At 73.9% G+C, this 26552-nt stretch carries 25 protein-coding genes; 18 read left to right on the forward strand and 7 right to left on the reverse strand.

All coding sequences use genetic code 11. The features are described from left to right. Positions 1–11 precede the first annotated feature (11 nt). Together GA0074704_RS08585 and GA0074704_RS08590 are read left to right on the forward strand one after the other, a co-directional pair. Positions 12–572: a winged helix-turn-helix domain-containing protein gene (locus tag GA0074704_RS08585; RefSeq protein ID WP_088970007.1), complete on the forward strand. Its 561-nt coding sequence runs from the start codon at positions 12–14 to the stop codon at positions 570–572. Continuing rightward, on the forward strand, positions 565–1425 hold the full coding sequence (locus GA0074704_RS08590) for an SRPBCC family protein (protein WP_088970008.1): 861 nt from the start codon (positions 565–567) through the stop codon (positions 1423–1425). Before GA0074704_RS08585 ends, GA0074704_RS08590 begins: the two co-directional genes overlap by 8 nt. 41 nt (positions 1426–1466) lie before the next feature. Here GA0074704_RS08590 and GA0074704_RS08595 read toward each other — a convergent pair whose 3' ends face one another. After that, the gene (locus GA0074704_RS08595) at positions 1467–1994 is read right to left on the reverse strand and encodes a DUF6244 family protein (RefSeq protein ID WP_088970009.1); all 528 of its coding nucleotides are present in this window, start codon (positions 1992–1994) and stop codon (positions 1467–1469) included. Between the two features lie 364 nt (positions 1995–2358). On the opposite strand from GA0074704_RS08595, the gene GA0074704_RS08600 reads away from it, so the two are divergent. The 6 genes from GA0074704_RS08600 to GA0074704_RS08625 all read left to right on the forward strand — a co-directional run bounded on the left by GA0074704_RS08600 (position 2359) and on the right by GA0074704_RS08625 (position 10990). After that, positions 2359–2592 carry a zinc-ribbon domain-containing protein gene (locus GA0074704_RS08600; protein ID WP_088970010.1) on the forward strand — a complete coding sequence of 78 codons (234 nt, stop codon included), beginning with the start codon at positions 2359–2361 and terminating at the stop codon, positions 2590–2592. Between the two features lie 224 nt (positions 2593–2816). After that, positions 2817–4223, forward strand: coding sequence for an MFS transporter (locus GA0074704_RS08605; protein WP_088970011.1), 1407 nt, complete (start codon positions 2817–2819; stop codon positions 4221–4223). Beyond that, on the forward strand, positions 4220–5308 hold the full coding sequence (locus GA0074704_RS08610) for a hypothetical protein (RefSeq protein ID WP_088970012.1): 1089 nt from the start codon (positions 4220–4222) through the stop codon (positions 5306–5308). Before GA0074704_RS08605 ends, GA0074704_RS08610 begins: the two co-directional genes overlap by 4 nt. 46 nt (positions 5309–5354) lie before the next feature. After that, on the forward strand, positions 5355–6836 hold the full coding sequence (locus GA0074704_RS08615; protein WP_088970013.1) for a hypothetical protein: 1482 nt from the start codon (positions 5355–5357) through the stop codon (positions 6834–6836). Positions 6837–6926: 90 nt separating this feature from the next. Then, complete coding sequence (locus GA0074704_RS08620) at positions 6927–8477, forward strand: glycosyl hydrolase (protein ID WP_088970014.1); 1551 nt, start codon at positions 6927–6929, stop codon at positions 8475–8477. A gap of 218 nt (positions 8478–8695) precedes the next feature. After that, a complete protein-coding gene (locus tag GA0074704_RS08625; RefSeq protein ID WP_231926789.1) occupies positions 8696–10990 on the forward strand; it encodes a putative bifunctional diguanylate cyclase/phosphodiesterase in 2295 nt (764 codons plus the stop codon). Here GA0074704_RS08625 and GA0074704_RS08630 read toward each other — a convergent pair whose 3' ends face one another. Further along, positions 10991–11590, reverse strand: coding sequence for a TIGR03086 family metal-binding protein (locus GA0074704_RS08630; RefSeq protein ID WP_088970015.1), 600 nt, complete (start codon positions 11588–11590; stop codon positions 10991–10993). It abuts the gene before it with no gap. A gap of 102 nt (positions 11591–11692) precedes the next feature. Here GA0074704_RS08630 and GA0074704_RS08635 point away from each other — a divergent pair, with 102 nt between their 5' ends. Continuing rightward, a complete protein-coding gene (locus tag GA0074704_RS08635) occupies positions 11693–12451 on the forward strand; it encodes a MerR family transcriptional regulator (RefSeq protein WP_088970016.1) in 759 nt (252 codons plus the stop codon). A gap of 445 nt (positions 12452–12896) precedes the next feature. Then, on the forward strand, positions 12897–13181 hold the full coding sequence (locus GA0074704_RS08640; RefSeq protein ID WP_088970017.1) for a putative quinol monooxygenase: 285 nt from the start codon (positions 12897–12899) through the stop codon (positions 13179–13181). Between the two features lie 69 nt (positions 13182–13250). On the opposite strand, the gene GA0074704_RS08645 is transcribed toward GA0074704_RS08640, so the two are convergent. Beyond that, positions 13251–14846, reverse strand: a complete 1596-nt coding sequence (locus GA0074704_RS08645; RefSeq protein WP_088970018.1) for a GntT/GntP/DsdX family permease — start codon at positions 14844–14846, stop codon at positions 13251–13253. A 26-nt stretch (positions 14847–14872) separates the two neighbouring features. After that, positions 14873–16414 (reverse strand): gluconokinase, encoded by a 1542-nt coding sequence (locus GA0074704_RS08650; RefSeq protein ID WP_088970019.1) that lies wholly within the window; start codon positions 16412–16414, stop codon positions 14873–14875. A 278-nt stretch (positions 16415–16692) separates the two neighbouring features. Here GA0074704_RS08650 and GA0074704_RS08655 point away from each other — a divergent pair, with 278 nt between their 5' ends. Together GA0074704_RS08655 and yidD are read left to right on the forward strand one after the other, a co-directional pair. Beyond that, complete coding sequence (locus GA0074704_RS08655; RefSeq protein WP_088970020.1) at positions 16693–17799, forward strand: hypothetical protein; 1107 nt, start codon at positions 16693–16695, stop codon at positions 17797–17799. A 154-nt stretch (positions 17800–17953) separates the two neighbouring features. Continuing rightward, positions 17954–18262: a membrane protein insertion efficiency factor YidD gene (gene yidD, locus GA0074704_RS29365; RefSeq protein WP_231926790.1), complete on the forward strand. Its 309-nt coding sequence runs from the start codon at positions 17954–17956 to the stop codon at positions 18260–18262. Positions 18263–18359: 97 nt separating this feature from the next. On the opposite strand, the gene GA0074704_RS08665 is transcribed toward yidD, so the two are convergent. Then, a complete protein-coding gene (locus GA0074704_RS08665; RefSeq protein ID WP_088970021.1) occupies positions 18360–18797 on the reverse strand; it encodes a VOC family protein in 438 nt (145 codons plus the stop codon). Positions 18798–18903: 106 nt separating this feature from the next. Here GA0074704_RS08665 and GA0074704_RS08670 point away from each other — a divergent pair, with 106 nt between their 5' ends. After that, positions 18904–19770 (forward strand): hypothetical protein, encoded by an 867-nt coding sequence (locus GA0074704_RS08670; protein WP_231926791.1) that lies wholly within the window; start codon positions 18904–18906, stop codon positions 19768–19770. Then, complete coding sequence (locus tag GA0074704_RS08675; RefSeq protein WP_088970022.1) at positions 19767–20138, forward strand: GntR family transcriptional regulator; 372 nt, start codon at positions 19767–19769, stop codon at positions 20136–20138. The genes GA0074704_RS08670 and GA0074704_RS08675 overlap by 4 nt, the downstream gene beginning before the upstream one ends. On the opposite strand, the gene GA0074704_RS08680 is transcribed toward GA0074704_RS08675, so the two are convergent. Next, positions 20104–20694 carry a hypothetical protein gene (locus GA0074704_RS08680; RefSeq protein WP_088970023.1) on the reverse strand — a complete coding sequence of 197 codons (591 nt, stop codon included), beginning with the start codon at positions 20692–20694 and terminating at the stop codon, positions 20104–20106. The genes GA0074704_RS08675 and GA0074704_RS08680 overlap by 35 nt on opposite strands. A 152-nt stretch (positions 20695–20846) precedes the next feature. Further along, positions 20847–21212: a VOC family protein gene (locus tag GA0074704_RS08685; RefSeq protein ID WP_088970024.1), complete on the reverse strand. Its 366-nt coding sequence runs from the start codon at positions 21210–21212 to the stop codon at positions 20847–20849. Between the two features lie 151 nt (positions 21213–21363). On the opposite strand from GA0074704_RS08685, the gene GA0074704_RS08690 reads away from it, so the two are divergent. From GA0074704_RS08690 to GA0074704_RS08705, 4 genes are all read left to right on the forward strand, one after another. Then, positions 21364–22578 (forward strand): RNA polymerase sigma factor, encoded by a 1215-nt coding sequence (locus GA0074704_RS08690; RefSeq protein ID WP_088973548.1) that lies wholly within the window; start codon positions 21364–21366, stop codon positions 22576–22578. A gap of 86 nt (positions 22579–22664) precedes the next feature. Then, positions 22665–23033 (forward strand): YciI family protein, encoded by a 369-nt coding sequence (locus tag GA0074704_RS08695; protein WP_231926792.1) that lies wholly within the window; start codon positions 22665–22667, stop codon positions 23031–23033. A gap of 149 nt (positions 23034–23182) precedes the next feature. Continuing rightward, a complete protein-coding gene (locus tag GA0074704_RS08700) occupies positions 23183–24088 on the forward strand; it encodes a hypothetical protein (protein ID WP_088970026.1) in 906 nt (301 codons plus the stop codon). A 178-nt stretch (positions 24089–24266) separates the two neighbouring features. Beyond that, positions 24267–26414, forward strand: a complete 2148-nt coding sequence (locus tag GA0074704_RS08705; protein WP_088970027.1) for an MMPL family transporter — start codon at positions 24267–24269, stop codon at positions 26412–26414. Positions 26415–26552: the final 138 nt, after the last annotated feature.

Here is a 26552-nt window from a genome sequence, read left to right on the forward strand (position 1 = left end):
CTGGTTTTGCCATGAGAGACGTCCTGTACCTGGAAGAACGCGAGCAGGCCGAAACCCTGCTCAAGCCGCAGCGCATCGAGGTGCTGCGGCAACTCGCCGAACCCCGCACCTGCACCGAGGTCGCCGCCCGGCTGGAGCAGACCCCGCAGCGGGTCTACTACCACGTCAAGCAGCTGGTGGCGGCCGGCCTGGCCGAGCAGGTCACCACCCGTCAGGTGCGTGGCATCACCGAGGGCATCTACCGCGCCGTCGCCCGGTCGTACTGGCTCTCGCCCCGACTGGTCGGCCGGATCGGCGGGGCGCGGCGGGCGAGCGACGAGCTGAGCCTCGGCTACCTGCTGGACCTGATGGAGGAGGTCCAGGCCGACGTCGCCGCCCTGGACCGCACGGCCCCGGAGCTGCCGTCGATCGGGGTCTCCGGCGAGATCCGGGTGCCGGCCGAGCGCCGGCAGGAGTTCCTGCACGACCTGCGGTCCACGCTGCAGGACCTGTTCACCCGCTACGGGGGCGCCGAGGGGGACGCCTTCAAGCTCGCCGTGGCCTGCTATCCGAAAGGCGATACAGATGAGTGACCTGCTGACCGTGCGCGTCCGCCTGGCCGCGCCCGTCGAAGCCGTCCGCCACGCCCTGACCGACCCCGCCGAGCTGCGCGTCTGGCTCACCGAGCACGCCGAGGTCGACCTGCCCCACCGGTACGAGTTCTGGGGCCGCTACACCCCCGAGGGCGACAAGCCGCACCAGCGACTGCTGCACGCCGACGAGCACACCCTGCGGTTCGCCTGGCTGCTTGACGGGGTGGAGACCACCAGCGAGATATCCCTGGCCCCCGAGGGGTCGGACGCCACCGTCCTCACCCTCACCCAGAGCCACTTCAACATCGCCGAGACCTTCGACGGCAGCAGCATCCGCGGGGTCCTGCACACCTGGTGGGCGCTGTCGCTGGCCAACCTCGCCGCCCGGCTGGAGGGGCGGGCGCTGTTGCCGCGTACCGACTTCACCTCCGCCGACCTGCGCGGTGAGGTGCTGATCGCCGCGCCGATGGACCGGGTCTGGACGTCGTTGATCGATTCCGAACAGGCCAGCGCCTGGTTCGGTTACCCGATCGGCATCGAACCCTGGGTCGGCGGCCGGTTCGCCATGGGCGGGTTCGAGGCCGGCCACGCCGCGAAGATCGTCGACCTGGACCCGGGGCGCAAGCTCTCCGTGGACTGGGGACCCACCGGCGTCGGGACCTGGGAGCTGGCCGAGTCCGACGGGAAGACGAAGCTGACCTTCGTGCAGAGCGGCTTCGACGAGGGCAACCCGCCGTACGCGGCGTGGACCGGAACGGTGGCCGGGCTGGCCGAGCTGCGCCGCTATCACGAGATGGCCGACTGGCGACCGATCTGGCTCGCCGTCGAGATGCCGTCCGCGGCGCCGGCCTGACGCTGGGGCGTCCCGGGCGCCGGCCAGACGACTCTCTGCGGTCAGTCGGTGGTGGCACCGAGTTGGCGGGCCTCGGCGACGGCGGCGTCCACGGCCCGACCGGCGGTGCCGGTGCGCTGCACCACCAGCGTCAGCACCTGCTTGACGCTCTCCAGCCCGGCCAGCATCGGCCCCGGCTGGCCGCCCTGCAGCACCACCCGGGCGAGCTGCTGCACCTCGCCGACCTGGGCGATGCTGCGGGCGGTGGCCTGCCGAGCGGCGTCGACGGCCTGCCGGACCGGGGTCAGCCCGGCGATGGTCTCCTGCGGGGTGGCCTGGTGCGGGACGGTGGCGGTGACGGTGGTCGCCTCGCCGAGGGAGGTGGCGAGCGCGCCCAGGCCGCCCCGGAGTTCGCCGATCGCCCCGCGTACCCGGACCACGCCGGCCGCGACCGCGGCGAACCCGGCACCGGCGGCCCGCAGCGCGACGTCCTGGGCCTGCTTGTCGGCGGCGCCGACGAGTCCCTGTGCCCGCTCGACCCCGGCCGCGAGGGCGCGCAGCTCACCGGTGATGGTCTCGATGTGCGACACGGCAGCCGACCTCCCCGGGCGACGACGGATGTCGTCGAACCTACCGGGACGCACGGCGTTCGCACAGGAACGACCACGCCGGCGGCGGGCGCGGGGCGCGGAAGCAGCCCGGGTCGGCGGGGGTGTCGGTGGCCGCTACAGACTTGAGAGCGTAGGTGGATCGGGTCGGCGGGACCTGACGTTGCGGTGCGGGAGGCGGGTCCGGCGGCGACCTCCGGGCCTCGCTCGCGCAGCGCCCGCTCGTGCCCGATCCGGCCGCACTGAGTCGTCCACGCTCTCAAGTCTGTAGCGGCGCTGACCAGGCACCCTGGGCCTAGCAAAATTGGCAGGTGCAAAACGAGGGTTGGCTGGGTACTGGCGGGCGATGTTCTTCATATTCGGTCTGCGGACCAAGGTCGACCGGTCGGGCGTCGCGCACCGGGTCTGCCCGAACTGCGGCAACAACGCCGCGCAGGTGATCACCCGGCGGGCCACGAAGTTCACCCTGTTCTTCATCCCGCTGATCCCGATCCGTACCCGCTACACCCAGCAGTGCACCTTCTGCGGCAACGAGTACGACCTGTCGAAGTCCGAGGCGCACCGCCTCCCGGTCGGCTGAGAAGTGGCCCGCTTCCTCTGCTGGCTGATCGGCCGGCAACCGGTCCAGCCGCCCCCGGCCCCGGTGCAGACCGTCTCCCGTCCGCCGTGCACGCCCGGCCGCCGGCACCGGCGCCGTGGCCGCCCCGACGCGGGCGCCGCGTCGCCGCGCTCCCCGTGGAACCGCTCGGCGGGCCGCTGACCGGCGCGGACTAGGCTGGGCCGGTTGTCCGAACGGGGAGAATCGTGCGCAATCACCCGGCCGTCGTGCTGGTCGCTGTCCTGCTGTCCACGCTGGCGCTGCCGGTCTCGCTGACCGGCGCGTCGGTCGCCCTGCCGGAGGTGGGTCGCGACCTGGACGCCGGGCTCGCCGCCGTGCAGTGGGTGGTGAACGGCTACAACGCCACCTTCGCCAGCTTCATGCTCGCCACCGGCGCGCTGGCCGACCTGTTCGGCCGGCGCCGGGTGTACGCGGTCGGCCTGGCCCTGTTCGCCGGGGGTGGCCTGCTCGCCTCGGCCGCCCAGGACATCGTCCTGCTGGACCTGGCCCGCGCCCTGTCCGGCGTCGGGGCGGCGGCCGCCGCGACGAGCGCCTCCGCGCTGCTCGCCGGGGCGTTCCACGGCCGGGCCCGGGCCCGCGCCTTCAGCGTCTTCGGCACCACGATCGGCGCCGGCCTGGCCTTCGGCCCGTCGATCGCCGGGCTGCTCATCGAGGCGTTCGGCTGGCGGGCGGTCTTCGCCGCCCCGGCCCTGGTGGCCGCGCTGGTGCTGGTCGTGCTGGTGCCGCTGCTGCCGGAGTCCCGCCAGCCCGGGGCGGGCCGGGTGGACTGGCCGGGCACGGTCACCTTCACCGCCGCGCTGCTGCTGCTCATCTTCGGGTTCGTGCAGGGCCCCGACTACGGCTGGTCGGCGCCGGTGATCGTGGCGGCGTTCGTCGCCGCGGTGGCGCTGCTGGTGGCCTTCGTCCGCGTGGAGCGGCGCAGCGCCCAGCCGATGTTCGACCTTTCCCTGTTGGCGAACCCCCGGTTCGTCGGCATCTGCCTGGCGGCGGCCGTCATCGTCGCGGTGCTGGTGCCGCTGCTGGTCTACCTGCCGTCGTACCTGACGACGGTGGTCGGGGTGAGCCCCGGCCGGGCGGGAGCCACGCTGATCCTGCTCACCGCGCCGACGCTGGTGCTGCCGCTGCTCACCGGGGTGCTGACCCGGCTGGTGCAGGCCACCACGGTCACCGTGGTGTCGGTGGCGCTGGTCGCCGTCGGGGCGGCCTGGGCGACCGTGCTGGGCCCGCACGCGAGCACCGGCACGCTGGCCGGTCCGCTGCTGACCATCGGGGGCGGGGTGGGGCTGTCCATCGGGCTGCTGGACGCCATCGCGATCGGCAGCGTCCCCCCGGCCCGGGCCGCCACCGGCGCCGGGATGATCAACACGGCGCGGCTGGCCAGCGAGACGGTCGCCATCGCCGTGGTGGGCGCGGTGCTGGCCAGCACCACCGGTGGCCGGCTCGCCGACCCCGGCTTCACCGGCGGGCTGCGTACGGTGCTCTGGGTGATGGCCGGGCTGGCGCTGGCCGCCGCGGTCGCGACGGCCCTGCTGGCCCGGCGCGGCCTGCCGCGGGCCGAGGCGGCGGGAAGCGCCTATCCTGGCGGATCATGACGAACACCGCGCAGCGCCTGGCCGAGATCCGCGGCGACGTGCCGCCGAAGCGGCACAACGCCCGGACCATCGCCGCGCTGACCGGCAACCCGGGCTGCACCCGTCGGGCGGTGCTCGACGGCGCCGGGGTGGACAAGCCGAAGCTGGCCGAGCGGGTCGGCTTCCCGGCCCGCTTCGGGCAGTCCCGGTTCGCCATCACCCGGGGCAACGCCTTCGAGGCGCGCGTGAAGGCCGACGGCGGGGTCGAGTTGCTGCGGCTGGTGGCCGAGCGGTTGGGCGTACCGGTGCCGGCGGCGGCGAGCTGGACTGACCTGGGCGGCGCCGAGGACCTGCCGGACCGGCACGAGCGGTCCCGGGCGGCGCTGACCGCGCCGGGGGACGACGCGGCGCTGTTCGACCATCCGCTGTTGGGGCTCTCGGTGGCCGGGCAGCGGGTGCACCTGGAGCCGGACCTGGTGGCCGCCCGGCTGGCCGGCCGGTTCCACGTCGTGGAGATCAAGTCGTTCCCGGTGGTCGACGGCCAGGCCGACCCGGCCAAGGTCTCGGCCGCCGCGATCCAGGCCGCCGTCTACGTGCTGGCGCTGCGCGAGCTGCTCGCCGGGCAGGGGCGCGACCCGGAGCTGGTGTCGCACGAGGTGGTGCTGGTCTGCCCGCGCGACTTCACCAACCAGCCGGTGGCCAGCCTGGTGGACGTGCGCCGGCAGCTGCTGGTGCTGCGCCGCCAGCTGGACCGGATGGACCGAATCGAGGACCTGCTGGCCCGGGTGCCGGCCGGGTTCACCGCCGACCCGACGGCCGACCCGGCGACGCTGACCGCGGCGCTGTCCGCGGTGGAGGCCCGCTACGCGCCGGAGTGCCTGGCCGCCTGCGAGCTGGCGTACTTCTGCCGCCAGGAGGCTCGGGCGCGGACCGGGGCGATGGGCCGGCCGGTGCGCGAGGCGCTCGGCGGGGTCGCCGACGTGGCGGAGGCGCTGGCGCTGGCGGCCGGCGAGCGGGCCCCGCAGCCGGAGCGGGCGGAGGCCGCCGCGCTGCTGCGGGCCGCGGCCCGGCTGCGCGCCGAGGCCCTGGCCGGGGACCCCGCGTGAGTACGCCGCCCGCGCCCGCCGGGCCCGCCCGGATCGGACCGCCGCGGTGAGTACGCTGCGCGCGCTGGCCAAGGCGCAGGCGCTGGCCGCCGGGGTGGCCCAGCCGGTGGCCACGGTCCGGCACGTGCACCTGTCGGCCCGGCCGCTGGTGCTGGTGCCGCTGGCGATGGCCGGTGAGGCGCACGCGCCGCTGGCCGCGCTGGTCGGCACGGCGCCGGACGAGGCGCGGCTGCTGGTGGTGCCGCAGCCCCGCAACCGGGACCAGCGTTTCGGGTTCGTGGCGGAGCTGGCCGAGGTGGTGCTGCCGTACCTGGACTCGTTCCGCGGGGTGAGCGAGGCGGTGCCGATCGACCGGGGCCGGGACGTCCGCTACCGGCACGTGGACGCGCCGCAGCTGCTGGTGCCGAACCCGGCCGGGGTTACCTTCCTGCGGCTGCTCGGCCGCTCCAGCCGCTTCCGGCGGGCAGATGGCGACTATCCGGTGCACCCGGCGGTGCCGCTGCTGGGCCGGTGGCTGACCTTCTTCGCCGAGCGGGCCGAGCAGCCGGGGTCGTCGGCGCTGCTGGCGATGACGGAGGCGTTGACGCTGCACTGGGCGACCGGGCAGAGCGCGGTGGAGGACCTGCACCTGCCCGCGCTGCTCGGCTGGATCGACCCGCCGCCGGGATCGACCGGGGCGGCGGCGGCCGCCCGGGCGGAGGATCCGGCGGTGTGCCCACCGGCCGGCCCGGCGACCGACCCGGACTTCGACAACCGGGTGCTCGCCCCGGCGATGGACGCGTACGCCGACGCCGGGGACGACGAGGTGGCGCGGGCGGCGGCGTACGCGGAGCTGGCGGGGGTGCTGCGCGGCCAGCTCGCGCCCACCTGGGAGCTGATGTGGCGCGGCGTGGGGTTGCTGGCCGGCCTGCCGGCCGGGGCGCGGGTGGCCGGGCGCTGGGACGGCGACAAGGACGCGTTCACCGGGTACGCCGAGCACGTCGACGCCGGTGGTGGCCCGCAGCCGCGCCGGGACGGGGCGGTGGCGGCGGCCCGTCGGCTGCACCGGCTGGAACGGGCCGGCACCTCGTACGCCGTGCAGCGCGCCTACGACGATCCGCTCGTCATAGCGGAGCACCGGCTGGCCGGGGAGGCGTTCGTCGCCGAGGTGACGCTGGCCGACCCGGCGCGGGTGGACGACTCGGGGAAGCGGCCGGTGCTGCGGCCCCGGATCCAGGTGGTGACCGCCGAGCCGGTGCTGGTGCCGGTGGGCGCGACGCTGTATTCACCGGTCCGGCCGGCGCAGAAGGCGAAGGTGGTCTTCCTGACCCCGGCCGAGGGGAAGACCGAGGTGGTGCTGGAGCTGTCGGGCGGGATGGGGCGGGGGTTGACGGCGCCGCCGGGAAGCGTGCCGGAGGTGGGGGAGCGGCTCTGCCTGACCACCCTGTCGGACGCGTTCCTGCCGGCCGGGGCGTTCCCGGAGCCGGAGGAGACGCCGTGGACGCACGGCGGTCCGCCGCCCACCGTCGAGGACCTTGACCCAGAGTAGTTGCAACAACATATTTACATGCTTGAAACTTAAACGGTTCAGTAGTTCAGTGGAGGCCACCACCCCGTCCCCCGGAACGAAAAGGTGACCATGCGAAGCAGAGTCCGCCTCGCGCTGAGCGCCGCCGCCACCGCGCTGGCCGCCGCCTCCGTCCTGACCGTGATCGGCCCCGCCGACGCGCACACCGTCTCCCCCGCCAACGGCAACGCCTCCGCCTCCACCAGGAGCGTGCTCAACTGGCTGGCGCACCTGCCCAACCGCAGCAGCAACCGGATCGCCTCCGGCTTCTTCGGCGGCTACAGCAACAGCGGCTTCTCGCTCAGCCAGACCGAGGAGCTGCGCTCCGCCACCGGGCAGTACCCGGCCATCCTCAGCTGCGACTACGGCTCCGGCTGGGCCACCAACAGCGACATCACCGCGCTGGTCGACTACTCCTGCAACTCCTCACTGAAGTCCTGGTGGAGCAGCGGCGGCCTGGTCACCATCAGCGTCCACTCGCCCAGCCCGGCCAACGCCAACGGCGGCGGGCTGAACACCCCGATGACCAACTTCGCCGACCTGCTCAACCCGTCCACCGCTGCCGGCGCCCGCTGGCGGCGGCTGGAGGACAAGATGGCCGCCGGCCTCCAGGACCTGGAGAACGCCGGCGTGCCGGTGCTGTTCCGGCCGTTCCACGAGGTCAACGGCGACTGGTTCTGGTGGGGCAACCGCGACCCGAACACCTTCAAGCAGGTGTGGCAGCAGATGTACACGTACTTCACCCAGACCAAGGGGCTGGACAACCTGATCTGGGTCTACTCGGCCGACTTCAGCCGGGGCAACCGGACCACCTACTACCCGGGCGCCTCCTACACCGACATCGTCGGCATGGACGCCTACGACGACAACCCGCAGGTCGCCGGCATCCAGTCCGCGTACTCGGAGCTGGTCGGGCTGGGCAAGCCGTTCGCCTTCGCCGAGATCGGCCCGGACACCGCCGGCTCCTTCGACTACGGCCGGTGGGTCACCGCGTTCCAGCAGAGCTACCCGAAGACGTCGTACTTCCTGGCCTGGAACGACAGCTGGAGCCCGGCCCGCAACTCCGGCGCGAGCACGCTGTTCAACAACTCCTGGATCGCCAACCGCGGCGAGGTCGACCTGGGCAACGTCACCGAACCCGGCGGCGGCACCACCACCCCGCCGCCGTCCGGCGGCACCCTGCTGGCCGGCTTCGAGTCCGGCACCGACGGCTGGACCGGCACGAACGTCACCGGCGGCCCGTGGCAGGTCAACGAGTGGGCCGCCCAGGGCTCCTACTCGCTGAAGTCCGACGTCAACCTGGGCGCCGGGGCCGCGTACCTGAAGAAGACCGCCACCACCAGCCTCAGCGGGAGGACCACCCTGCGGGCCACCGCGCGGGTCGCGCCGTGGGGCAGCTTCGGCACCGGCAGCCAGGCCAAGCTGTACGTCAAGACCGGCAGCTCCTGGCAGTGGTACGACGGCGGCTCGGTCGCCGTGACCTCCTCGGGCGCCAACCTCTCCCTCAACCTGGGCGCGGTGGCCAACCTCGGTGACGTCCGCGAGATCGGCGTGCAGTTCGTCCCCGGCAGCGGCGCGAGCGGCGGTTCCGCCGTCTACGTCGACAACCTCACCGTCTCCTGACCGCCCGGCGGGGGCCCCGGACGGCCGGGGCCCCCGCCCACGTTCCGCCTCTCGTCCACCGTCCGTTGTAGATCGGTGGACCCATCGTGACGGGTGCCAGGCCCGGTCGATCGGCCCTGGCGGCCCGCCGGAGCGGTGGCTACGCTTGCCGCGTTCGCCGTCCGTGACCGGTCCTCGCCGTGAGGGTGCACGCAGGAGAGGGAGCCGGAGCGATCGCTGTGCAACCCCAGGACGTGACCGTGGCCGCCGTCGCGCCGCTGCCCATCAGCCGGGTGGCGCGGGCGGGCCTGCTGGCCGCCGGTCTCGTCGTACTCGTCGAACTGGTCTGGTTGCTCACCGAACTGCCCGGTGCCGCCCTGGCCAGCGACCTGGGCGCGGTCACCGTGGCGGCCTGGTCCACGGTGGCCTGCGTCGCCGCCGCCCGCCGGCACCCGGCGGCGCTGCGCCGGTTCTGGTCGCTGCTCGCCGCCACCATGGGCCTCGCCGCCCTCGGTCGTACGGTGTGGACCGTCGAGCGGATCGGCGCCGACGACCTGCCGCACACCCCGCTGATCGGCGCCATCTTCACCCTCGGCCTGGTCACCGGCACCGCCGCGCTGCTCAGCTCGCTGTCCGCGCCGCGCAGCGCCGTCGGCCGGGCCCGGACGGTGCTCGACGGGGTGATCGTCGGGCTGGCGCTGATCCCGATCGGCTGGGTGGTGGTCTTCCGCGACGTCGCCGCCGCCGACCTCACCGATCCGCTGCGCACCTTCGCACTGCTCTATCCGATGCTCGACCTGATGCAGCTGACCATCCTGGTGGCGGTCGCCGGGCCGGCCCGGCGGACCTGGGCGCCGCTGACGGTGATCGGGGTCAGCCTGGCCATCCGGGCCGCCGCCGACGCCGGGTACGTCTCCCTGGTCGCCCACGGCACGTACGCCCCCGGGCACCCGATCGACGTGTGCTGGCCGCTGAGCTACCTGCTGGTCGGGGTCGCCAGCGGCTACCCGCCGCCGCCGACCTGCGACGGCGCCGACGACACCGTCGAGTCGCCGCTGCCGCCGTGGTGGCGGGTGGCGCTGCCGTACCTGCCGGTGGGTGGCGCGATCGTGGCGGTGCTGCTGTCCCGCCGCCCGACCGGGCAGACCCCGCACCTGGTCTTCGTGGGCATGATGGCGCTGCTCGGCGTCCTGGCCGTCCGGCAGGGGCTGGCCGCCAACGAGAACCTGCGGCTGGTCGCCCGGCTGCGCCGGCTGGCCTACTCCGACCAGCTCACCGGCCTGCCGAACCGGCTGATGTTCACCCGGCGGCTGCGCCGCGCGCTGCGCACCCGGGCGCCGGTCGCCGTGCTGCTGCTCGACCTGGACGGCTTCAAGCAGGTCAACGACCGGTTCGGGCACGCCGCCGGTGACCGGCTGCTGGCCAGCATCGCCGAACGGATGCACGGTGTGGTCGGCGACGCCGGCACCATCGCCCGGCTGGGTGGCGACGAGTTCGCGGTGCTGCTCGACGGGGGCCGGTCGGTGCCGCCCGAGCGCCTCGCCGACCGGCTGCTCGCCGCGCTGGAACCGCTGCCCGGCGAGGAGGACCTCGGCGTGCACCCGTCGGCCAGCATCGGCATCGCCGAGTACGGGCCGCAGCACACCTCCCACACGGACCTGCTCCGCGACGCCGACATCGCCATGTACGCGGCCAAGGCCGCCGGCAAGTCCGCGTACCGGACCTGCACGCCGCTGCTGCGCGAGTCCGCGGTGACCCGGGCCGAGCTGATCGCCGACCTGCGGCGGGCGGTCGACGAGAAGCAGCTGTATCTCGAATACCAGCCGATCGTCGACCTGGCCACCGGCACGGTACGCAGCGCCGAGGCGCTGGTGCGCTGGCGGCATCCCCGGCTCGGGCCGCTGACCCCGGCCCGGTTCCTGCCGCTGGCCGAGGAGACCGGGCTGATCCTGCCGATCGACCGGTGGGTGATCCATGAGGCGTGCCGGGCGGCGGGGGCGTGGCGGGAGCGCGCCCCGGAAGCGACGGTCGCGGTGAACATCTCCGCCGCGCACCTGCGCCGGCCCGACCTGATCGCCACGGTCACCGGGGCGACCGCCGGGGCGGGGCTGGCCCCCCGCGCGCTCACCCTGGAGCTGACCGAGTCGGCGCTGATCGAGGGGAGCGACGCGGTGCTGGAACGGCTGGGCCAGCTCCGCGAGCTGGGCATCCGGATCGCCATCGACGACTTCGGCACCGGCTACTCGTCGCTGAGCTACCTGCACCGCATCCCGGCGACCGAGCTGAAGATCGACCGGTCGTTCGTGGCCCGGCTGGGCGACGACGCCCGGGCGTACGCGACGGTGGAGATGGTGACCCGACTGGCCGGCGCGTTCGACCTGGCGGTGGTGGCCGAGGGGGTGGAGACCGAGGCGCAGCACGCGGCGGTCACCGCGATCGGCTGCGTGCACGGCCAGGGTTGGCGGTACGGCCGTCCGGTGGCCCTGGCCGAGCTGCTCACCGCCCTCACTCCGGCGGAGCCTTCGGCCCGCTGATCAGGACCGCGGCCAGGTCGGGGGGCGGCCGACCAGCGCGAGGATCCGGGCCAGCGGGTCGGGCTCGTCGGGGGCGGGCAGGCGGGGGGCGAAGGCGGCGCCGGGCGCGAGCCGCCCGCTGCCGTCCGGGATGGCCTCGGCGACCGGAACGGCGGCGTGCAGCAGCTGCGCCGGCAGCGTGAACGGCAGGTCGAGTGACCGGGCGACGTCCCAGCCGTACACGACGTAGTCGATGAAGTGGAAGCTGACGGCCCGCAGGCCCGGCACCCGTACCTCCGCGCCGAATTCCGGGAGGGCGAACGTCCGCTCCGGCACGTCGGGTGCGGCGAAGGCGGCGATGACCTGCTCGGCGGCGTCGGCGTACTCCGTCGCGGGGTCGTCGCCGAGTGGACGGGTCTGCCACTCGTCCAGGGAGGTGCCCCGGCCGGCGGCCGAGGCGGCGAACCCGCGGTGCTGCGCGGTCATGTGCGCCAGCAGCGCGGCCAGGTCCCAGCCGGCGCAGGGTGTGGGCCGGCCGAGGTCCTCCGGGCGTACGCGGTCGACCAGTGCCATGGTCGCCCGTACCGCCGTCTCGTCGTGGGCGCGAAGGTCGGGAGTCACCTGTGCGAGCCTACGACGACGGACCGGTGGGCGCGTGCCCGTGGCGCGCTTGACCCTCACGTCGCGGGAGGCGGCAGCCTGGATCGCGGAAGGGAGGGAACCATGGCGTACACGGTGGGACAGGTGGCGCGGGCCGCCGGGGTGACGGTGCGGACGCTGCACCACTACGACGAGATCGGCTTGTTGTCGCCGGGTGGGCGTACGCCGGCCGGCTACCGCCGCTACGACGACGCGGACCTGGAGCGGTTGCAGCTGATCCGCTACTACCGCGAGCTGGGGTTCCCGTTGGACGAGATCGCGGCGATCCTCGACGACCCGGCCGCCGACCCGGCGGCGCACCTGCGTCGGCAGCACGAGCTGCTCACCGGGCGGATCGGGAAGCTGCGGGAGATGGTCGCCGCGATCGAACTCGCGATGGAGGCGAGGAAGATGAACATCCAGCTGACCCCGGAGGAGCGGTTCCAGGTCTTCGGCGACTTCGACCCGGACGAGCACACCGAGGAGGCGCAGCGGCGCTGGGGCGACACCGATGCGTACCGGCAGTCGGCCGAGCGGACGGCCCGCTACTCCAAGGACGACTGGCTGCGGAACAAGGCGGAGAACGAGGACTGGGGGCGGCGGTTCGTCGCGGTGATGACCTCGGGCGTGGCGGCGGACTCGGCGGAGGCGATGGCGCTGGCCGAGGAGCACCGGCAGCTGATCACCCGCTGGTTCTACGACTGCCCGTACGAGCTGCACGTCTGCCTGGCCGACATGTACGTGGCCGACGAGCGGTTCACCGGGTACTTCGAGACGATCCACCCGGGGATGGCGGCCTATCTGGCCGAGGCGATCCACGCTAACGCCATCAGCCGCGCCTGACCGGCGGCCTGCCCCGCGGCGGCCCGCCCCGCGGCGGCCGGCGCGCTCTGGCGGCGATGTCCCTCGGGCCGGCCCCGCGCGGGAGGCGATGTCCCGCGGGGGCCGGCTCGAGCGGGAGGTGATGTCCCGCGCGGGCCGGCTCGCGCGGCGGAAGGCGATGTCCCCACGAGCGTGATGCCTCTGGGGCATATTCATACCTGTGAGGTATCAGCCTCGCGGAGATGTCCGCCGGCCGGTCGGCCGGACCCGCGCCGGTGTTGTCCGTGCCGGCCGGGCCCGCGCCGGTGTTGTCGGCGCCGGCCGAGAGCCGGCACCGGGACGCCGACGCCGGCCGGGCGGGTCGCGGGGCCCGACGGGCGGGTCGGCGAGCCCGACGGGCGTGCGTCCGGTGTCTGGCGGGCGTGCGTCCGGTGTCTGGCGGGCCGGAAGGAACGGGAGATGACGCATGCTGATCGTCGCCGGCACCCTCTACGTCGACCCGGCCGACCGGGACGCGTACCTGGCCTCGTGCGTGGAGGTGATCCGGGCGGCCCGGTCCGCGCCGGGCTGCGTGGACTTCGCGGTCAGCCCGGACCTGGTCGAGCCGGCCCGGATCAACGTCTACGAACGCTGGGAGTCCGAGGAGCAGCTGCTCGCCTTCCGGGGCGCCGGACCGAGCGGCGAGCAGGCGGCGGCCATCCGCGGCGCGGAGGTGCACCGCTTCGTGATCTCCGCCGTCGAGGCCCCCTGACGGTTCCCGAACGACGAGGCCGCCGCCGCCCGAGTGGGCGACGGCGGCCTGGCCGCGACGAGAAAACCCCTACAGGATCAGGTCGAGCAGCATGACGCCGGCGAAGCCGACCACCGAGATGATGGTCTCCATCACCGACCAGCTCTTGATGGTCTGCCCGACGGTCAGGCCGAAGTACTCCTTGACCAGCCAGAAGCCGGCGTCGTTGACGTGCGAGAAGAACAGCGAGCCGCAGCCGACGGCCAGGGCCAGCAGGGCGACCTCGGGGCCCTGCAGGGTCGCCGCGAGAGGCGAGACGATGCCGGCGGCGGTGATGGTGGCGACGGTGGCCGAGCCGGTGGCGACCCGGATGCCGACCGCGACCAGCCAGCCGAGCAGCAGCGGGGACAGGTTCGCGTCCTTGGCCGCGTCGGCGACCAGGTTGCCCACGCCGGCGTCGACCAGGACCTGCTTGAAACCGCCACCGGCGGCGACGATCAGCAGGATGCCGGCGATGGCCGGCAGCGAGCCGCCGAGGAAACCGGAGACCTGGGTACGGCTGAAGCCGGTCCGGTAGCCCAGGAAGATCATCGCGAAGATGACGCCGGCGAGCAGGGCCACGATCGGCGTGCCGACGATGTCCAGCGCCTTGCGGCCGCCGGTGTCCTCGGCGAGGGTCAGCTCGCCGATGGCGCGCAGCAGCATCAGCACCACGGGCAGCAGCACGGTCACCACGGCGGCCCAGAGGGCGGGGGCGCGGCGGGGGCGGGTCTCCTCGGCGATCGGCTCGCCGGGGTGGCCGGTGCCCGGGTTGACCAGGTCGTCGGAGGTCACCAGGTCGCCGTCGTCGTCGACCGGTCCGCGGCCGGGGGTGGTGGGCCGGGTGTCGGCCGCTCGGCCGGTGGCCGGGCCGACGTCGGCCGTACCGACGGAGGTGGAGCGGCCGGCGTCGGCTGCACCGCCGGTGCGCCGGCCGGCGACGGTGAGGGGCCGGCGGGTGGGCAGCAGGGCCTCCGGCGCGGTGGCCGGCACGTACCGGGCGATGAAGTTACCGAAGACCGGGCCGGCGATGATCACCGTGGGGATGGCTACCAGCAGGCCCAGGGCGAGGGTCTGGCCGAGGTTGGCGCCGAGGGCGTCGATGGCGACCAGCGGGCCGGGGTGCGGCGGCACCAGGCCGTGCAGCACCGACAGGCCGGCCAGCGCCGGGATGCCGATCTTCATCAGGGGTACGTCGACCCGGCGGGAGACCAGCAGCACGATCGGCACCAGCAGGACCACGCCGACCTCGAAGAAGAGCGGCAGGCCGATCAGCGCGGCCACGCCGGCCATCGCCCAGGGCAGGGCGCCGCCGGAGACCCGGGCGACGACCCGTTCGACGATGCTGTCCGCCCCGCCGGACTCGGCGAGCATGCCGCCGATCATGGCGCCGAGGGCGATCAGCAGGCCGACGCCGCCGACGGTGGAGCCGACCCCGCCGCTGAACGAGGTGACGATCTTGTCGGGCGTGACGCCGGCGACGACGCCGAGCACAGCGGCGCCGAGGATCAGCGACAGGAAGGGATGGACCTTCCCCCAGGCGATGAGGAGCACCACCGCGGCGATGCCCAGCAGGGCCGCGATGATCAGTTGGGTGTTTCCGGCGTTCGTGAGTGGTTCCGCCGGTGCGGCGAGAACAGGGGTCACGGTCAATCACGCCCTTCGGTGGACGGTCACATGGGCGGTGCGGTGGGTGGGGGTTCCGGCGGCAGGCTGGGTGCCAGCCGTCGCAGCGACGCGAACGTGGGGACGAGCGCGTCGTACAACTCGGAGAAGAGCGGCAGCAGGGCCGCGTACGTGGCGGCGGCGCCCGGGTCGGGGCGTACCGTCTCGTCGATCTTGACCAGGTCGGCGGCGACGTCGATGGACTCGATCAGCCCGAGCGCCTGCATGCCCAGCAGGGCGGCCCCGAAACTGGAGCCCTCGTGGCCGGCGGGGAAGCTCACCGGCATGCCGAGCGCGTCGGCGAGGATCTGCCGCCACAGCGGGCTGCGGGCGAAGCCGCCGCTGGCCCGGATCTCGCGGACCTCGTTGCCGGCGGAGCGCACCGACTGCAGGACCAGGGCGAGCTGCTGGCAGACCCCCTCCAGGGCGGCGCGGACCAGGTGCTCGCGCCGGTGGCCGTGGGTCAGCCCGACGTACGCGCCGCGGGGCAGCGCGCTCCAGTGCGGCGCCCGCTCGCTGAGCAGGTACGGCAGCATGATCAGCCCGCCGGAGCCGACGGGCGCCCTGGCGGCGGTGGCGAGCAGCTCCTCCTCGGCGTGCTCGCCCAGCTCGGGGGCGAGCGCGTCGCCGGCCCACTGGAGCACGATGCCGCCGTTGTTGATCGCCCCGCCGACCACCCAGCGGTCAGCGGTGAGGGCGTAGCAGAAGACGCCGCCGAGCGGGTCGACGGCGGGCCGTTCCACGGCCACCCGCATCGCGCCGGAGGTGCCGATCGAGCAGGCCACCACGCCGGGGTGGACCGCGCCGAGGCCGAGGTTGGCCAGCGGCCCGTCGCCGGCTCCGACCACCAGCTTCGTTCCGGCCGGCAGGCCGGTGGCCTGGGCGGCCTCGGCGGTCAGCCCGGGCAGCACGGTGGTGGTGGGGACCAGTCGGGGCAGTTGCTCCTCGGTGATCCCGGCGCGTTGCAGCGCGTCCGGGGCCCAGGCCAGCTTGTGGATGTCCATCAGGCCGGTGGCGGAGGCGACGGAGTGGTCGGTGACCAGCGTCCCGGTCAGCCGCAGCAGCACGTAGTCCTTGATGCCGACCCAGTGCGCGACCCGCTCGAAGAGCTGCGGTTCCTGCTCGCCGAACCAGACCAGCTTGACCATGGGCGACATCGGGTGCACGGGGGTGCCGGTACGCCGGTGCAGCGCCAGCCCCGCCGGGACCGCGCGCATCCGTTCGGCCTGCCGGCTGGCCCGCGAGTCGGCCCAGGTGATCGACCGGGTCAGTGGGGTGCCGTCGGCGGCCAGACCGATCAGGCTGTGCATGGCGGTGCTGAACGACAGCCCGGCGACCGGCCCGGGCAGCTGGGCGGCGACCTCGCGGATCGTCTCCAGCACCGCGTCGTAGATCAGCTGAGGGTCCTGCTCGGCGTACCCGGGGTGCGGCTCCTCGAGCGGGTAGCCGACGGAGTGGGAGGCGAGCTGCCGCCCGGAGGCGTCGTAGGCGACGGATTTGGTGCTGGTGGTGCCGATGTCGACGCCGACTACCACCGCCGTGTCCGCCACCGGTACGCCCCCTCGCCTGCGGTGCCGGCAGCCTCGTCGCCGCCGGCTGCGGCTGACGTTACCCACGGCTGACCGGTGCTGCACGGTGTGCTGCATCTCCCCAGCTCGGACTGGGTTTTTGCCGTCCGGAACATGAATCGACGCGCCCGCATCGCCCTAACGTGCCGCTTACTCCGCCGTTCGGGCAGAACGTCGGCTTCGCCGGCTCCGCCCCGCTCGCGTCGACCGTTGATCCGGATGACACCCCGGTTGGTGGTTCGCACGGCGAAGGAGTCGGCGTGGCGGAGACTGATACGACGGGTTCCACCTGGCGGTACCGGTGGGCGTACCGGCAGAACGAGCGGCGGCAGATCGCGTTCCGCGACGCCGAGCGAGCGTGGCGCCGCCGCGACGAGGAGTTGCGCCGGCTGCGGGCCGCCGCGGCGGCACTGAGCGGAACGCCCGGTACCGGGCTTCCGGTCGAGCTGGGCCCCGGCGAGACGGTCTTCTGGACCCAGCCGGGGGCGCAACTGGTCGAGGTGCGGCACACCGCCGTGCTGCCCGCCCCCGAGCTGCGGGTCGAGGCGGATCCGCCGCCGCTGCGCGGCCGGCGCCCGGACGGGCTGAAGGTGGTCGACGCCGGGCTCGCCGTGCTCACCAACCGCCGGCTCATGCTGGCCGGCGGTCGCGGCCGGCGCGACTGGGCGTACGCGAAGATGACCGGCCTCGCCCACGACCCGGCGGCGCCGGTCACCCTGATCCAGGTCCTCGACCGGCGTGGCACCTCCGGCCTGCTGCTGCCCGCGGCGGGCGCGGCCGAGTTCCGGTTCACCCTGACGTTGGCCTTCGCCGAGGCGATCGAGCAGCGCCACGCGGTGCTCGCGCAGCTCGACGAGCTGATCGCCGAGCACGCCCAGCGGGAGCCGTTGCGCCCGTCGATCGTCACCCCGGCCCAGGCCCGGCTCTCGGCCCGGGTACCGGGTGGCCGGCGTACCGTCGCGGTGGCCGCCGCGTTCGCGCTGATCGTGCCGGCGGTGCTGCTGGAGTCGGAGCCGCCGGTGCAGACGGACGTGGCGGTGGCCGCGACCCCGGCGCCCACGCACACGCCGACCCGGCTCGCCCCGGCCGGCCCGGTCGCCCGCAAGCCCCGGCCGTCGGCGTCGCCGTCCGCGACGGCGGAGCGGCGCTGCGGCGCGCCCCGCAACCCCTTCGGGTACGACTTCTGCGGCGGGGACAGGATCCGCCGGCCGGCCCGGGCGGTGTGCGACTTCTTCGACTGCGCGCCCGGATTCTGGCAGGGCAGGGGTTACCTGGTGCAGTGCCGCGACGGCCAGTACAGCCTCAACGGCGGCCGGCCCGGCGTCTGCGCCCGACACCAGGGAGCCCGCCGCCCGGTGACGATGTAGGCACGGGCCCCTGGCAACGCCTCCGGTGGGTCAGGAGCCCGTTGCCGACAACGCGCTCCGGCTTGCGCGGGTCGTTCATCATGGTCCGCATGCTCAAGCTCAGGCGTCGCCGTAAGCGCAAGCGCGACGGGTGCTGCGACGACCCGCTGCCGATGTGCGACCCGAAGGTGCTGGACTGCTGCGACCTCGGCCTGTTCTCCACGCTGCTGACCCTCGGGTCGGTGGCCGCCGGGGTGACCCGGGCGCCGGTGCCGACCGGGCCGGGCGGGCCGCCATCCTCGGCTACCGACGGTGGCTGTCGCACCGGTGGCCGGGCCGCTGCCGGTTCACCCCCAGTTGCAGCACGTACGGCCTGGCGGCGGTGGAGCGTTACGGCCTGGCCGTCGGTGGGCGGCTGGCCGCCGCGCGGGTGCGCCGCTGCAAGCCCGGCGTGCCGTGCGGCACGGCCGATCCGCTGCGCTGACGCAGCCCCGCCGGTGGTGCGTCCGCCCGCCGGACGGTCGGTGGACGCGTCGCCCCCGGTCGCTCCGCTGAACGCGGCGCACGTCGGTCGGTCTTGGTCAGGAGCCGGCGCCGAAGTCCGGTACGGTCAGCGTCCCGTCCTCGGCCAGGGCGAACCCGGGGTTGTGCGCGATCTCCCAGACGTGCCCGTCGGGGTCGGTGAAGCAGCCCGCGTACCCGCCGTAGAAGGTCTCTCGGGGCGGCCGGCTCAGGGCGGCCCCGGCCGCCGCCGCGTCGGCGAGGATCGCGTCGACCTCCTCGCGGGAGCGGACGTTCTGGGCGAGGCTCAGCCCGCCGAATCCGTCGTCGCCGCGGTCGGTCACCCCGGCGTCGTCGGCCAGCTTGTCGCGTCCCCACAGGACGACGGCCAGCCCGCCGGCCTGGAAGAAGACGGTCTCCTCGACCTCCTGGCCGCGCCAGCCGAGCCGCTCGTAGAACGCCCGGGCGCGGGCGACGTCGGCGACCCCGAGAGTGATCAGGCTGATCCGCTGCTCCATCCTCGCACCGTATGCGCAGCCGACCTTGTATCAACCGTTTGACACAAGCCGCCGGTTGGCCGCATGCTGGCTTGTGTCAAACGGCTGATACAAGAGGAGTGGCCCTGTGGCATTGTCGCTGGTACTGGGGATCGTCGTGATCGCGCTCGTCGTCGCCGCGCTGACCGGGACACCGGCCGCCGGCGACCCCGCGCCCGCCCGGGTCCGCCGGACCGTGCGGGGTTGGCGGTGGGGCGGCCTGGCCGTCGGGGTTGCCGCAGCCGCCGTCGCCGTGCGGTCCGACCCGCTGGGCCGGGGTACGGCGATCGCCGCGCCGCTGCTCGGCCTCTGCGTACTCGCCGGGGTCGTCGCGGGGGAGAGCCGCGCCGCCCGCCCCACCGGCCCGGCCCGCACGGCCGCCCTGGAGACCCGCCAGGTCCGGCACTACCTGCCCCGGTGGCCGGCCCGGGCGGTCGCGGTCGCCGGTGCCGGCCTGGCCGTCCTGCTCGCGGCCACCACCGCCGCGGGTTCCGCCGACGACCTGGGCCGCGCCGGCCGCTCCCTGGCCTACGACTGCGGGGTGGTCGCCGGCAGCCACGGCCCGTGGGCCGGCTCCTTCTACAGCCTGCCGCTGGCCGTGGTGCTGGGCGTCGGCGTCCTGCTGGCCGGGCTGGCGCTGCGCCGCGTCGTCGGCCGCCCGCGCCCGGTGGACGACGCCGGTGACCTGGTACGCGACGACGCCGAGCGCCGCCGCGCCGGGTACGCCGTGACCGGCGCCTGCGGACTGCTGGTCACCGTCCCGCTGATCGGTGTCTCGCTGACCACCTCCGCCGGCCTGCTGGCCAGCCCGTGCCGTCCCCTGTGGTGGACGGCCGCCGCCTGGCTGCTGCTCCTGCTGGTCCCGGGCTGGCTGGCGCTGGCCGCCTGGAGCGTTACCGCCCTGCTCCGCTCGGGTGCCCCGACCCCCCGGCCTGCCGTACCCGTCGCGCGATGACCCCGACCCTGCGCCTGGACGCCGACGACCCGACGCCCCCGTACGAGCAGTTGCGCCGGCAGTTCGTCGACCTGATCGGCTCGGGCGTGCTGCCGCTGGGGGAGCGGCTGCCGCCGCTGCGCCAGCTCGCCGGTGACCTGGGGCTGGCCGTCGGCACGGTGGCGCGGGCGTACCGGGAGTTGGAGGCCGCCGGGCTGGTCCGTTCCCGCCGCGGCGGCGGTACCCGGGTCACCCGCGACGTCCCGCCGCCGGAGGGCGGACCGGCCCTGGACCGGCACGCCGCCGCGTACGCCCGACAGGCGAGCCTGCTCGGCGCGGACCTGGAGGCCGCCGTCACCGCGCTGCGCCGGTCCTGGCCGGCGGGTTGAACGGCACCAGTCCGGCGAGGACCAGCGCTGCCCCGACCGGCAGCAGGTCGAGGTTCACCGCGATCGCCACGAACCCGGCCAGCACCAGTGCGGGCGCCCAGGGCGGCAGCAGCCGGGGCCGGGCCGTCGCGGCCAGCGTCAGCAGGGTGAGCAGCCCCAGTTCGAACAGCAGCGGCCCACCGAAGAGCACCAGGTCCGGGGTGTCCACCGCGTCGGCGAAGCTGCCGAAGATGTCTCCGAGGATCACCCAGACGAAGCCGACCACCCCGACCAGCCCGGCCGCCGTGGCCACGTCGGCGAGGATGCGCCGTGGCCGCGAACCGTCCCGCAGCACCCCGCGCAGCCCCACCATGAGGACTCCGAAGAGGACGACGCCGAGCAGGAACAGGGTGTGGCCGAGGTTCCAGGCCCAGCCGTCCTTGTCCCGGTGGCCGTCCAGGCCGTCGAGCAGGCGCAGCAGCCCGTAGGCGAGCAGCAGCAGGGCGGCAGTCACGGCGGTCGGCCGCAACCAGCGGTACGCGGTGCGCCCGGCGACCCGGGCATCGTCGGTGATCATTGCCTCACCCTCCCGGCACCCGGCCCCCAGAAACATCCGGCCCCGTCCCCGACCTTCCCCGGACACCCGACCCCGAGACCCGCGTCGATCATGAAGTTGGCGGCACTGATGGAGATCCACATCGCCGCCAACCTCATGATCAACACCGTCGTCTACTGGGGGCGGTGGCAGACCGCCTCGACGTTGTTGCCGTCGGGGTCGCGGACGAAGGTGCCGTAGTAGGTCGGGTGGTATTCGGGCCAGACCTTCGGGGCGTGCAGGACCTCCGCCCCGGCGGCGATCGCCGCGTCGTGGAAGGCGTGCACGGCTTCCCGGTCGGGGGCGGTGAAGGCGACGTGCGCCGGCACGGGCGTCGCGTCCGGGCTGGCGGGCTCCAACCAGAAGTCGGGGCGGTCGACGCCGTACCCGATGGGGCCGGGCTCCATGATCCGCCGCCCGCCCAGCGGGGCGAGCACGGCGTCGTAGAAGGCGGCGGCGACCGGCAGGTCGCGCACCGGGACAGAGAAGTGGTCGAGCACGATGCCTCCCGGCGGTCCGTCGTGACCGGGCCACCCTACGAGCGGACTACGACACTTCCGCCCGGTGCTGGCGGTTGTCGGACCAGGCTGCTGTCATGGGCGCGTGGCGGAGACCGAGGCGGCGCGGCGGACCGTGGAGACGGTGTGGCGGATGGAGTCCGGGCGGGTGGTTGCCGGCATCGCCGGCCTCGTCCACGACGTCGGGCTGGCCGAGGAGTTGGCCCAGGACGCGCTGGTCGCCGCCCTGGAGCAGTGGCCGCGCGACGGGGTGCCGGCAAACCCGGGCGCCTGGCTGACCACCGTCGGCAAGCGCCGGGCGATCGACCTGATCCGTCGCCAACAGACCCAGCAGCGCACCCTCACCGAGCTGGGCCGCGACCTGGACGAGCAGGTCACGGTGGACTTCGACGCCGCCGTCGAGGAGCGGATCGACGACGACCTGCTGCGGCTGATCTTCGTGGCCTGCCACCCGATCCTGTCCCCTATCGCCCGCGCCGCGCTCACCCTGCGGCTGCTCGGTGGCCTGACCGTCGGCGAGATCGCCCGCGCCTTCCTCACCTCCGAGTCCACCATCGGGCAGCGGATCACCCGCGCCAAGCAGACCCTGGCCACCGCCCACATCCCGTTCGAGGTGCCCACCGCGTCCGAGCGGGCCGAGCGGGTCGACTCGGTCCTGGAGGTCATCTACCTGATCTTCAACGAGGGGTACGCGGCCACCGCCGGCGACGACTGGATGCGCCCCGAGCTCACCCGGGAGGCGCTGCGGCTGGCCCGGGTGCTCCAGGGGTTGATGCCCGACGAGGCGGAGGTGCACGGGCTGGCCGCGCTGCTGCAGGTCCAGGCGTCCCGCATCCCCGCCCGTACCGGCCCGGACGGCGAGCCGGTCCTCCTCGACGACCAGGACCGCGCCCGCTGGGACCGGCTGCTGATCAGCCGTGGGCTGGCCGCCCTGGACCGGGCGCGTACCCTCGGCGACCCCGGCCCGTACACCTTGCAGGCCGAGATCGCGGCCTGCCACGCGCGGGCGCGTACCCCCGCCGAGACGGACTGGCCGCGGATCGCGGCCCGCTACGCGGACCTGGTGGCGTTGGTGCCCTCGCCGGTGATCGAGCTGAACCGGGCGGTCGCCGTGGCCCGGGCCGACGGGCCGGCCGCCGGCCTGGCCCTGGCCCGTGAGCTGGCGGACGAGCCGTCGTTGGAGCACTATCACCTGCTGCCCAGCGTGCTCGGTGACCTGCTGGCGCGGCTCGGCCGGCACGACGAGGCGCGGGCCGAGTTCGAGCGGGCAGCGGGGCTGGCCGGCAACGGACGGGACCGGAAACTGCTGCTCGACCGGGCCGCCGAAAGTTCCCAGAAAAAATCTTGAGCGAGGATGTCGGATCCGGGGCGGCCCGTGCGACGCGTCGGTGAAAGGCCACTTCCGATCGAGAGGAACCACCCACCATGCGCTTCATGATCATGCACAAGCTGGACGAGACGGTGCCCGGCAGCTACCAGCCGACCCCGGAGTTCCTGGCGCTGCTCGGCCCCTTCATGGAGGAGGTGACCAAGTCCGGGGTGATGCTCGCCGGGGAGGGGCTGCGCCCCAGCACCGACAACGCCGCCCGGGTGAAGGTCACCGACAAGAAGACCACCATCACCGACGGGCCGTTCACCGAGACCAAGGAACTCATCGCCGGGTTCGTGCTGGTCGACGTGCGGGACAAGGCGGAGGCGGTGGAGATCGCCCGCCGGTTCGCCGACGTCTTCGCCCAGACCGGGCTGGACGTGGAGATCGACGTCCGTCGGGTCACCGAGTTCGAGGACATCACCGCCGGCTGAGCCCAGCCGCCGCCTGCCACCATGCTCTGGTGGCAGGCGCGACCGCTTACGACCACGATCACCTCCGTGAGCCGTCACGGTCCCGGTGCGGCTGCATCCGGAACCGATCGCGGTACCGCGTGCGTCTGAACGGGTGGAGGTGCACGGGGATGAGGCGCTGTCTGCTCGCGACGACCGTTCTGCTGCTGCTCGCCGGCTGTCACACCGAGTCGGGCACCGACGTGGGCTCACCCGCTCCGGCTCGGGGCGACCTGAGCGACGAGCAACTGCGGCAACAGGCCCGCGCGGTCCTGGACCGGTACGACCAAGCGGTGCGGCGCTCCGGCGGCGGCCCGCGATTCGTGCCCGTCGGCCCACCGCAGCAGCAGCTGGGTGACTGGGAGCTGGCGAACGGGCGGAACAAGAATTCGCTGGCCGCCGGTGAGTTCGCACCCGTCGCCGACCTGCCGACCCCACCGCACCCCACGGGCAGCGTGATCTGGAACGACGGCACCCGGGACACCGTGCCGCTGGTCGGGGCCGAGGCCACCCTGGCCGGGTTCCGGGCCGACGGGGCGCGCTGCGACGGCTGCCCGCCGCTGCGGGTCACCGGCGCCCGGCTGACCACCCTGGAGGTGGAGACGACCAGGGGTGACGCGACCGTCCCGGCCTGGGAGTACACGCTCGCCGGCACCGCCGTACGCCTGGTCCGGGCGGCGGTCGACCCCGCTGCCACGGTCCAGGTGCCGCCGCTGCCGTGGGATCCGAATTCGCCCAGCGTGCAGCGGATCGAGAAGGCGACCACCCAGCGCGGCGGCCGCACGCTGACCGTCTCGTTCACCGGGGCTCCGGGGCCGGGCAGCGAGCCGTGCGGGGTGGACTACACGGCCGAGGCGGTCCAGTCGGTGTCGGCGGTGGCGGTGATCGTCCACGCGCACCCGCACAGCCGCCAGGGGGCGTGCCCGGACATCGGGGCCGAGCGCATCGCGACCGTGGAGCTGGCCCGCGAGATGGGGGAGCGGGCCGTGCTGGAGGTGCAGCAGGGGCAGCCGGTCCCGGTCACCGTCACCCGCTGACGTCGGCGCGGCGCTTCGAGACAGCAGGCGGCACGCCGCCCGCCGTCCGAAAAGGATTTGCCCACCACCGGTAGCATCCACGCTGGGTAGCGGAATGCTGCCGTCATCGTGACGGCCGGGCAGCCGGTAGGCGTCGGGCCCCGGGCCGTCGAGCGCAGGCGAACACACGGGGGAAACCATGTTCGAGCGGTTGGGCAGATTCGTCGTACGCAGGGCGTGGTGGGTGATCGCGGGCTGGCTGCTCGCCGCGCTCGCCATCGTCTTCACCGCACCGTCACTGTCGGACATCACCTCCGCCGACCAGGAGAGCTTCCTCCCCAAGTCGTACGAGTCGGTGCAGGCCACCGAGCTGGCGAAGAAGGCGTTCCCGCAGCAGGCCACCGCCACGGCGAGCATCGTGGTCAAGCGCGCCGACGGGCAGCCGCTCACCGAAGCCGACCAGACGAAGGTCGGCGAGCTGGCCCAGACGCTGAAGGCGAAGGACATCGCGCACACCAGCGGCTACCTGACCGGCCCGCCGGCCGTCGCGCCGGACAAGTCGGTGCAGGTGGTCACCGTCGGCCTGGACGCGCCGACCCCGGACGACCCGGCGCTGCTGGACGCCGTACGCGACCTGCGGTCCTCGCTCGGCCCGGCGCTGTCCGGCAGCGGGTTGAGCGCCGGGGTGGCCGGTGACGTGGCGAGCTTCGTCGACAACGAGAACACCTTCAACAGCGCCTTCGCCGTCGTCGGCGTCGCCACGATCATCCTGATCATCGGACTGATCCTGATCATCTTCCGCAGCCCGATCGCCGCGCTGCTGCCCGTCGTGGTGATCAGCGTCGTCATGGCGGTCACCAGCGGGCTGGTCGCCGCCGCCGGCAAGGCCTTCGACCTCAACGTCAGCCAGGATTTGCAGACCATCCTGCTGATCGTGCTGTTCGGTATCGGCACCGACTACATCCTGTTCCTGCTGTTCCGCTACCGGGAGCGGCTGCGCGCCGGCGACGACAAGCGCACCGCCATGATCGTCTCCGTGGAGCGGGTCGGCGAGGTCATCACCTCGGCAGCCGGCGCGGTGATCGTGGCTTTCCTCGTACTCCTGCTGGCCTCCCTGGGGTTCTTCGGCTCGCTCGGTCCGGCGCTGGCGATCGCGGTGGCGGTCATGCTGGTCACCTCGCTGACCCTGATCCCGGCGATCGTGTCGCTGCTCGGCCGGTGGGTGTTCTGGCCGTCGAAGGCCTGGCAGAAGGCGCCGAAGGCCACCATGGCCCGCCGGCTCGGCGCGGCCATCGGCCGCCGGCCCGCGCTGGTCGCCGCCGCCTCCGGCGCCCTGCTCGTGGCGCTGGCCGCCGGTACGCTCAGCTACCAGGCGGACTACGACTTCAGCGCCGGCTTCCCGCAGGACACCGAGTCGGCGAAGGCCGCCAAGGACCTGCAACGCGGCTTCGCCGCCGGCGCGCTCGCCCCCACCGAGGTCTACCTGACCACCGGCAACGGCAGCCCGCTCACCGACCAGCAGGTCAACGGCTTCGCCGCCGCCGCGGCCGACGCCCCCGGCGTGGCCCGGGTGCAGCCCACCGAACGCGGTACCGACCCGAGCGTCGCCCGGGTCAACCTGCTGCTGAACGAGAACCCGGTCTCCAACGAGGCGATCACCCTGGTCCGGGACGACCTGCGCGACGCCCTGCACGCTGCGGCCCCGACCGGTACGAAGGCGCTGGTGGGCGGGCCGACGGCGATCTTCGCGGACATCAACTCGGCCAACAACCGGGACCTGTCGGTGATCCTGCCCGTCGCGGCCGGGTTGATCGCGTTGATCCTGGCGCTGCTGCTGCGGAGCCTGGTCGCGCCGATCTACCTGGTGATTGCCGTGCTGCTCAACTTCGCGGCCACGCTCGGAGCGACGGTCTATCTGTTCCAGGGGTTGCAGGACAAGCCGGGGGTGACGTTCCAGCTGCCGATCATCCTGTATCTGTTCGTGGTGGCGATCGGGACGGACTACAACATCCTGATGATCGCGCGGCTGCGGGAGGAGGCTCGGGAGGGTCACGAGCCGCATGAGGCTGCTGCCATCGGGGTGGAACATGCCGGGCCTACGGTTGCCGCGGCCGGGTTGATTCTGGCGGGGACGTTCGGGGTGTTGATGCTGGCGCCGATCTCGTTCCTGCAGCAGATGGGGTTCGCGGTGGCGATCGGGATCGTGCTGTCGGCGTTCGTGATGTCGATGTTCTTCGTTCCTGCGGTGACGGCGCTGATCGGGCATGCGGCTTGGTGGCCGGGGCATGGGGATGCGCGGCGGGTCGAGGGGCCGCGCGCCGAGCCGGAGCCAGCGGGCGTGGCCTAGGGGTGGATCGACCGGCGGCCCGAGCCATCATTGTCGGGCCGCCCGGTCATCTGTCGCCCGGGCTGACCAGGCCGCTTTGTAGGCGATCACACGAGCTGCCCGGGGTCGCGGGCATCGAGCTTCTGCGGCAGCCTCCGC

The sequence above is a fragment of the Micromonospora siamensis genome (assembly GCF_900090305.1).
Taxonomy (GTDB): Bacteria; Actinomycetota; Actinomycetes; order Mycobacteriales; family Micromonosporaceae; genus Micromonospora; species Micromonospora siamensis.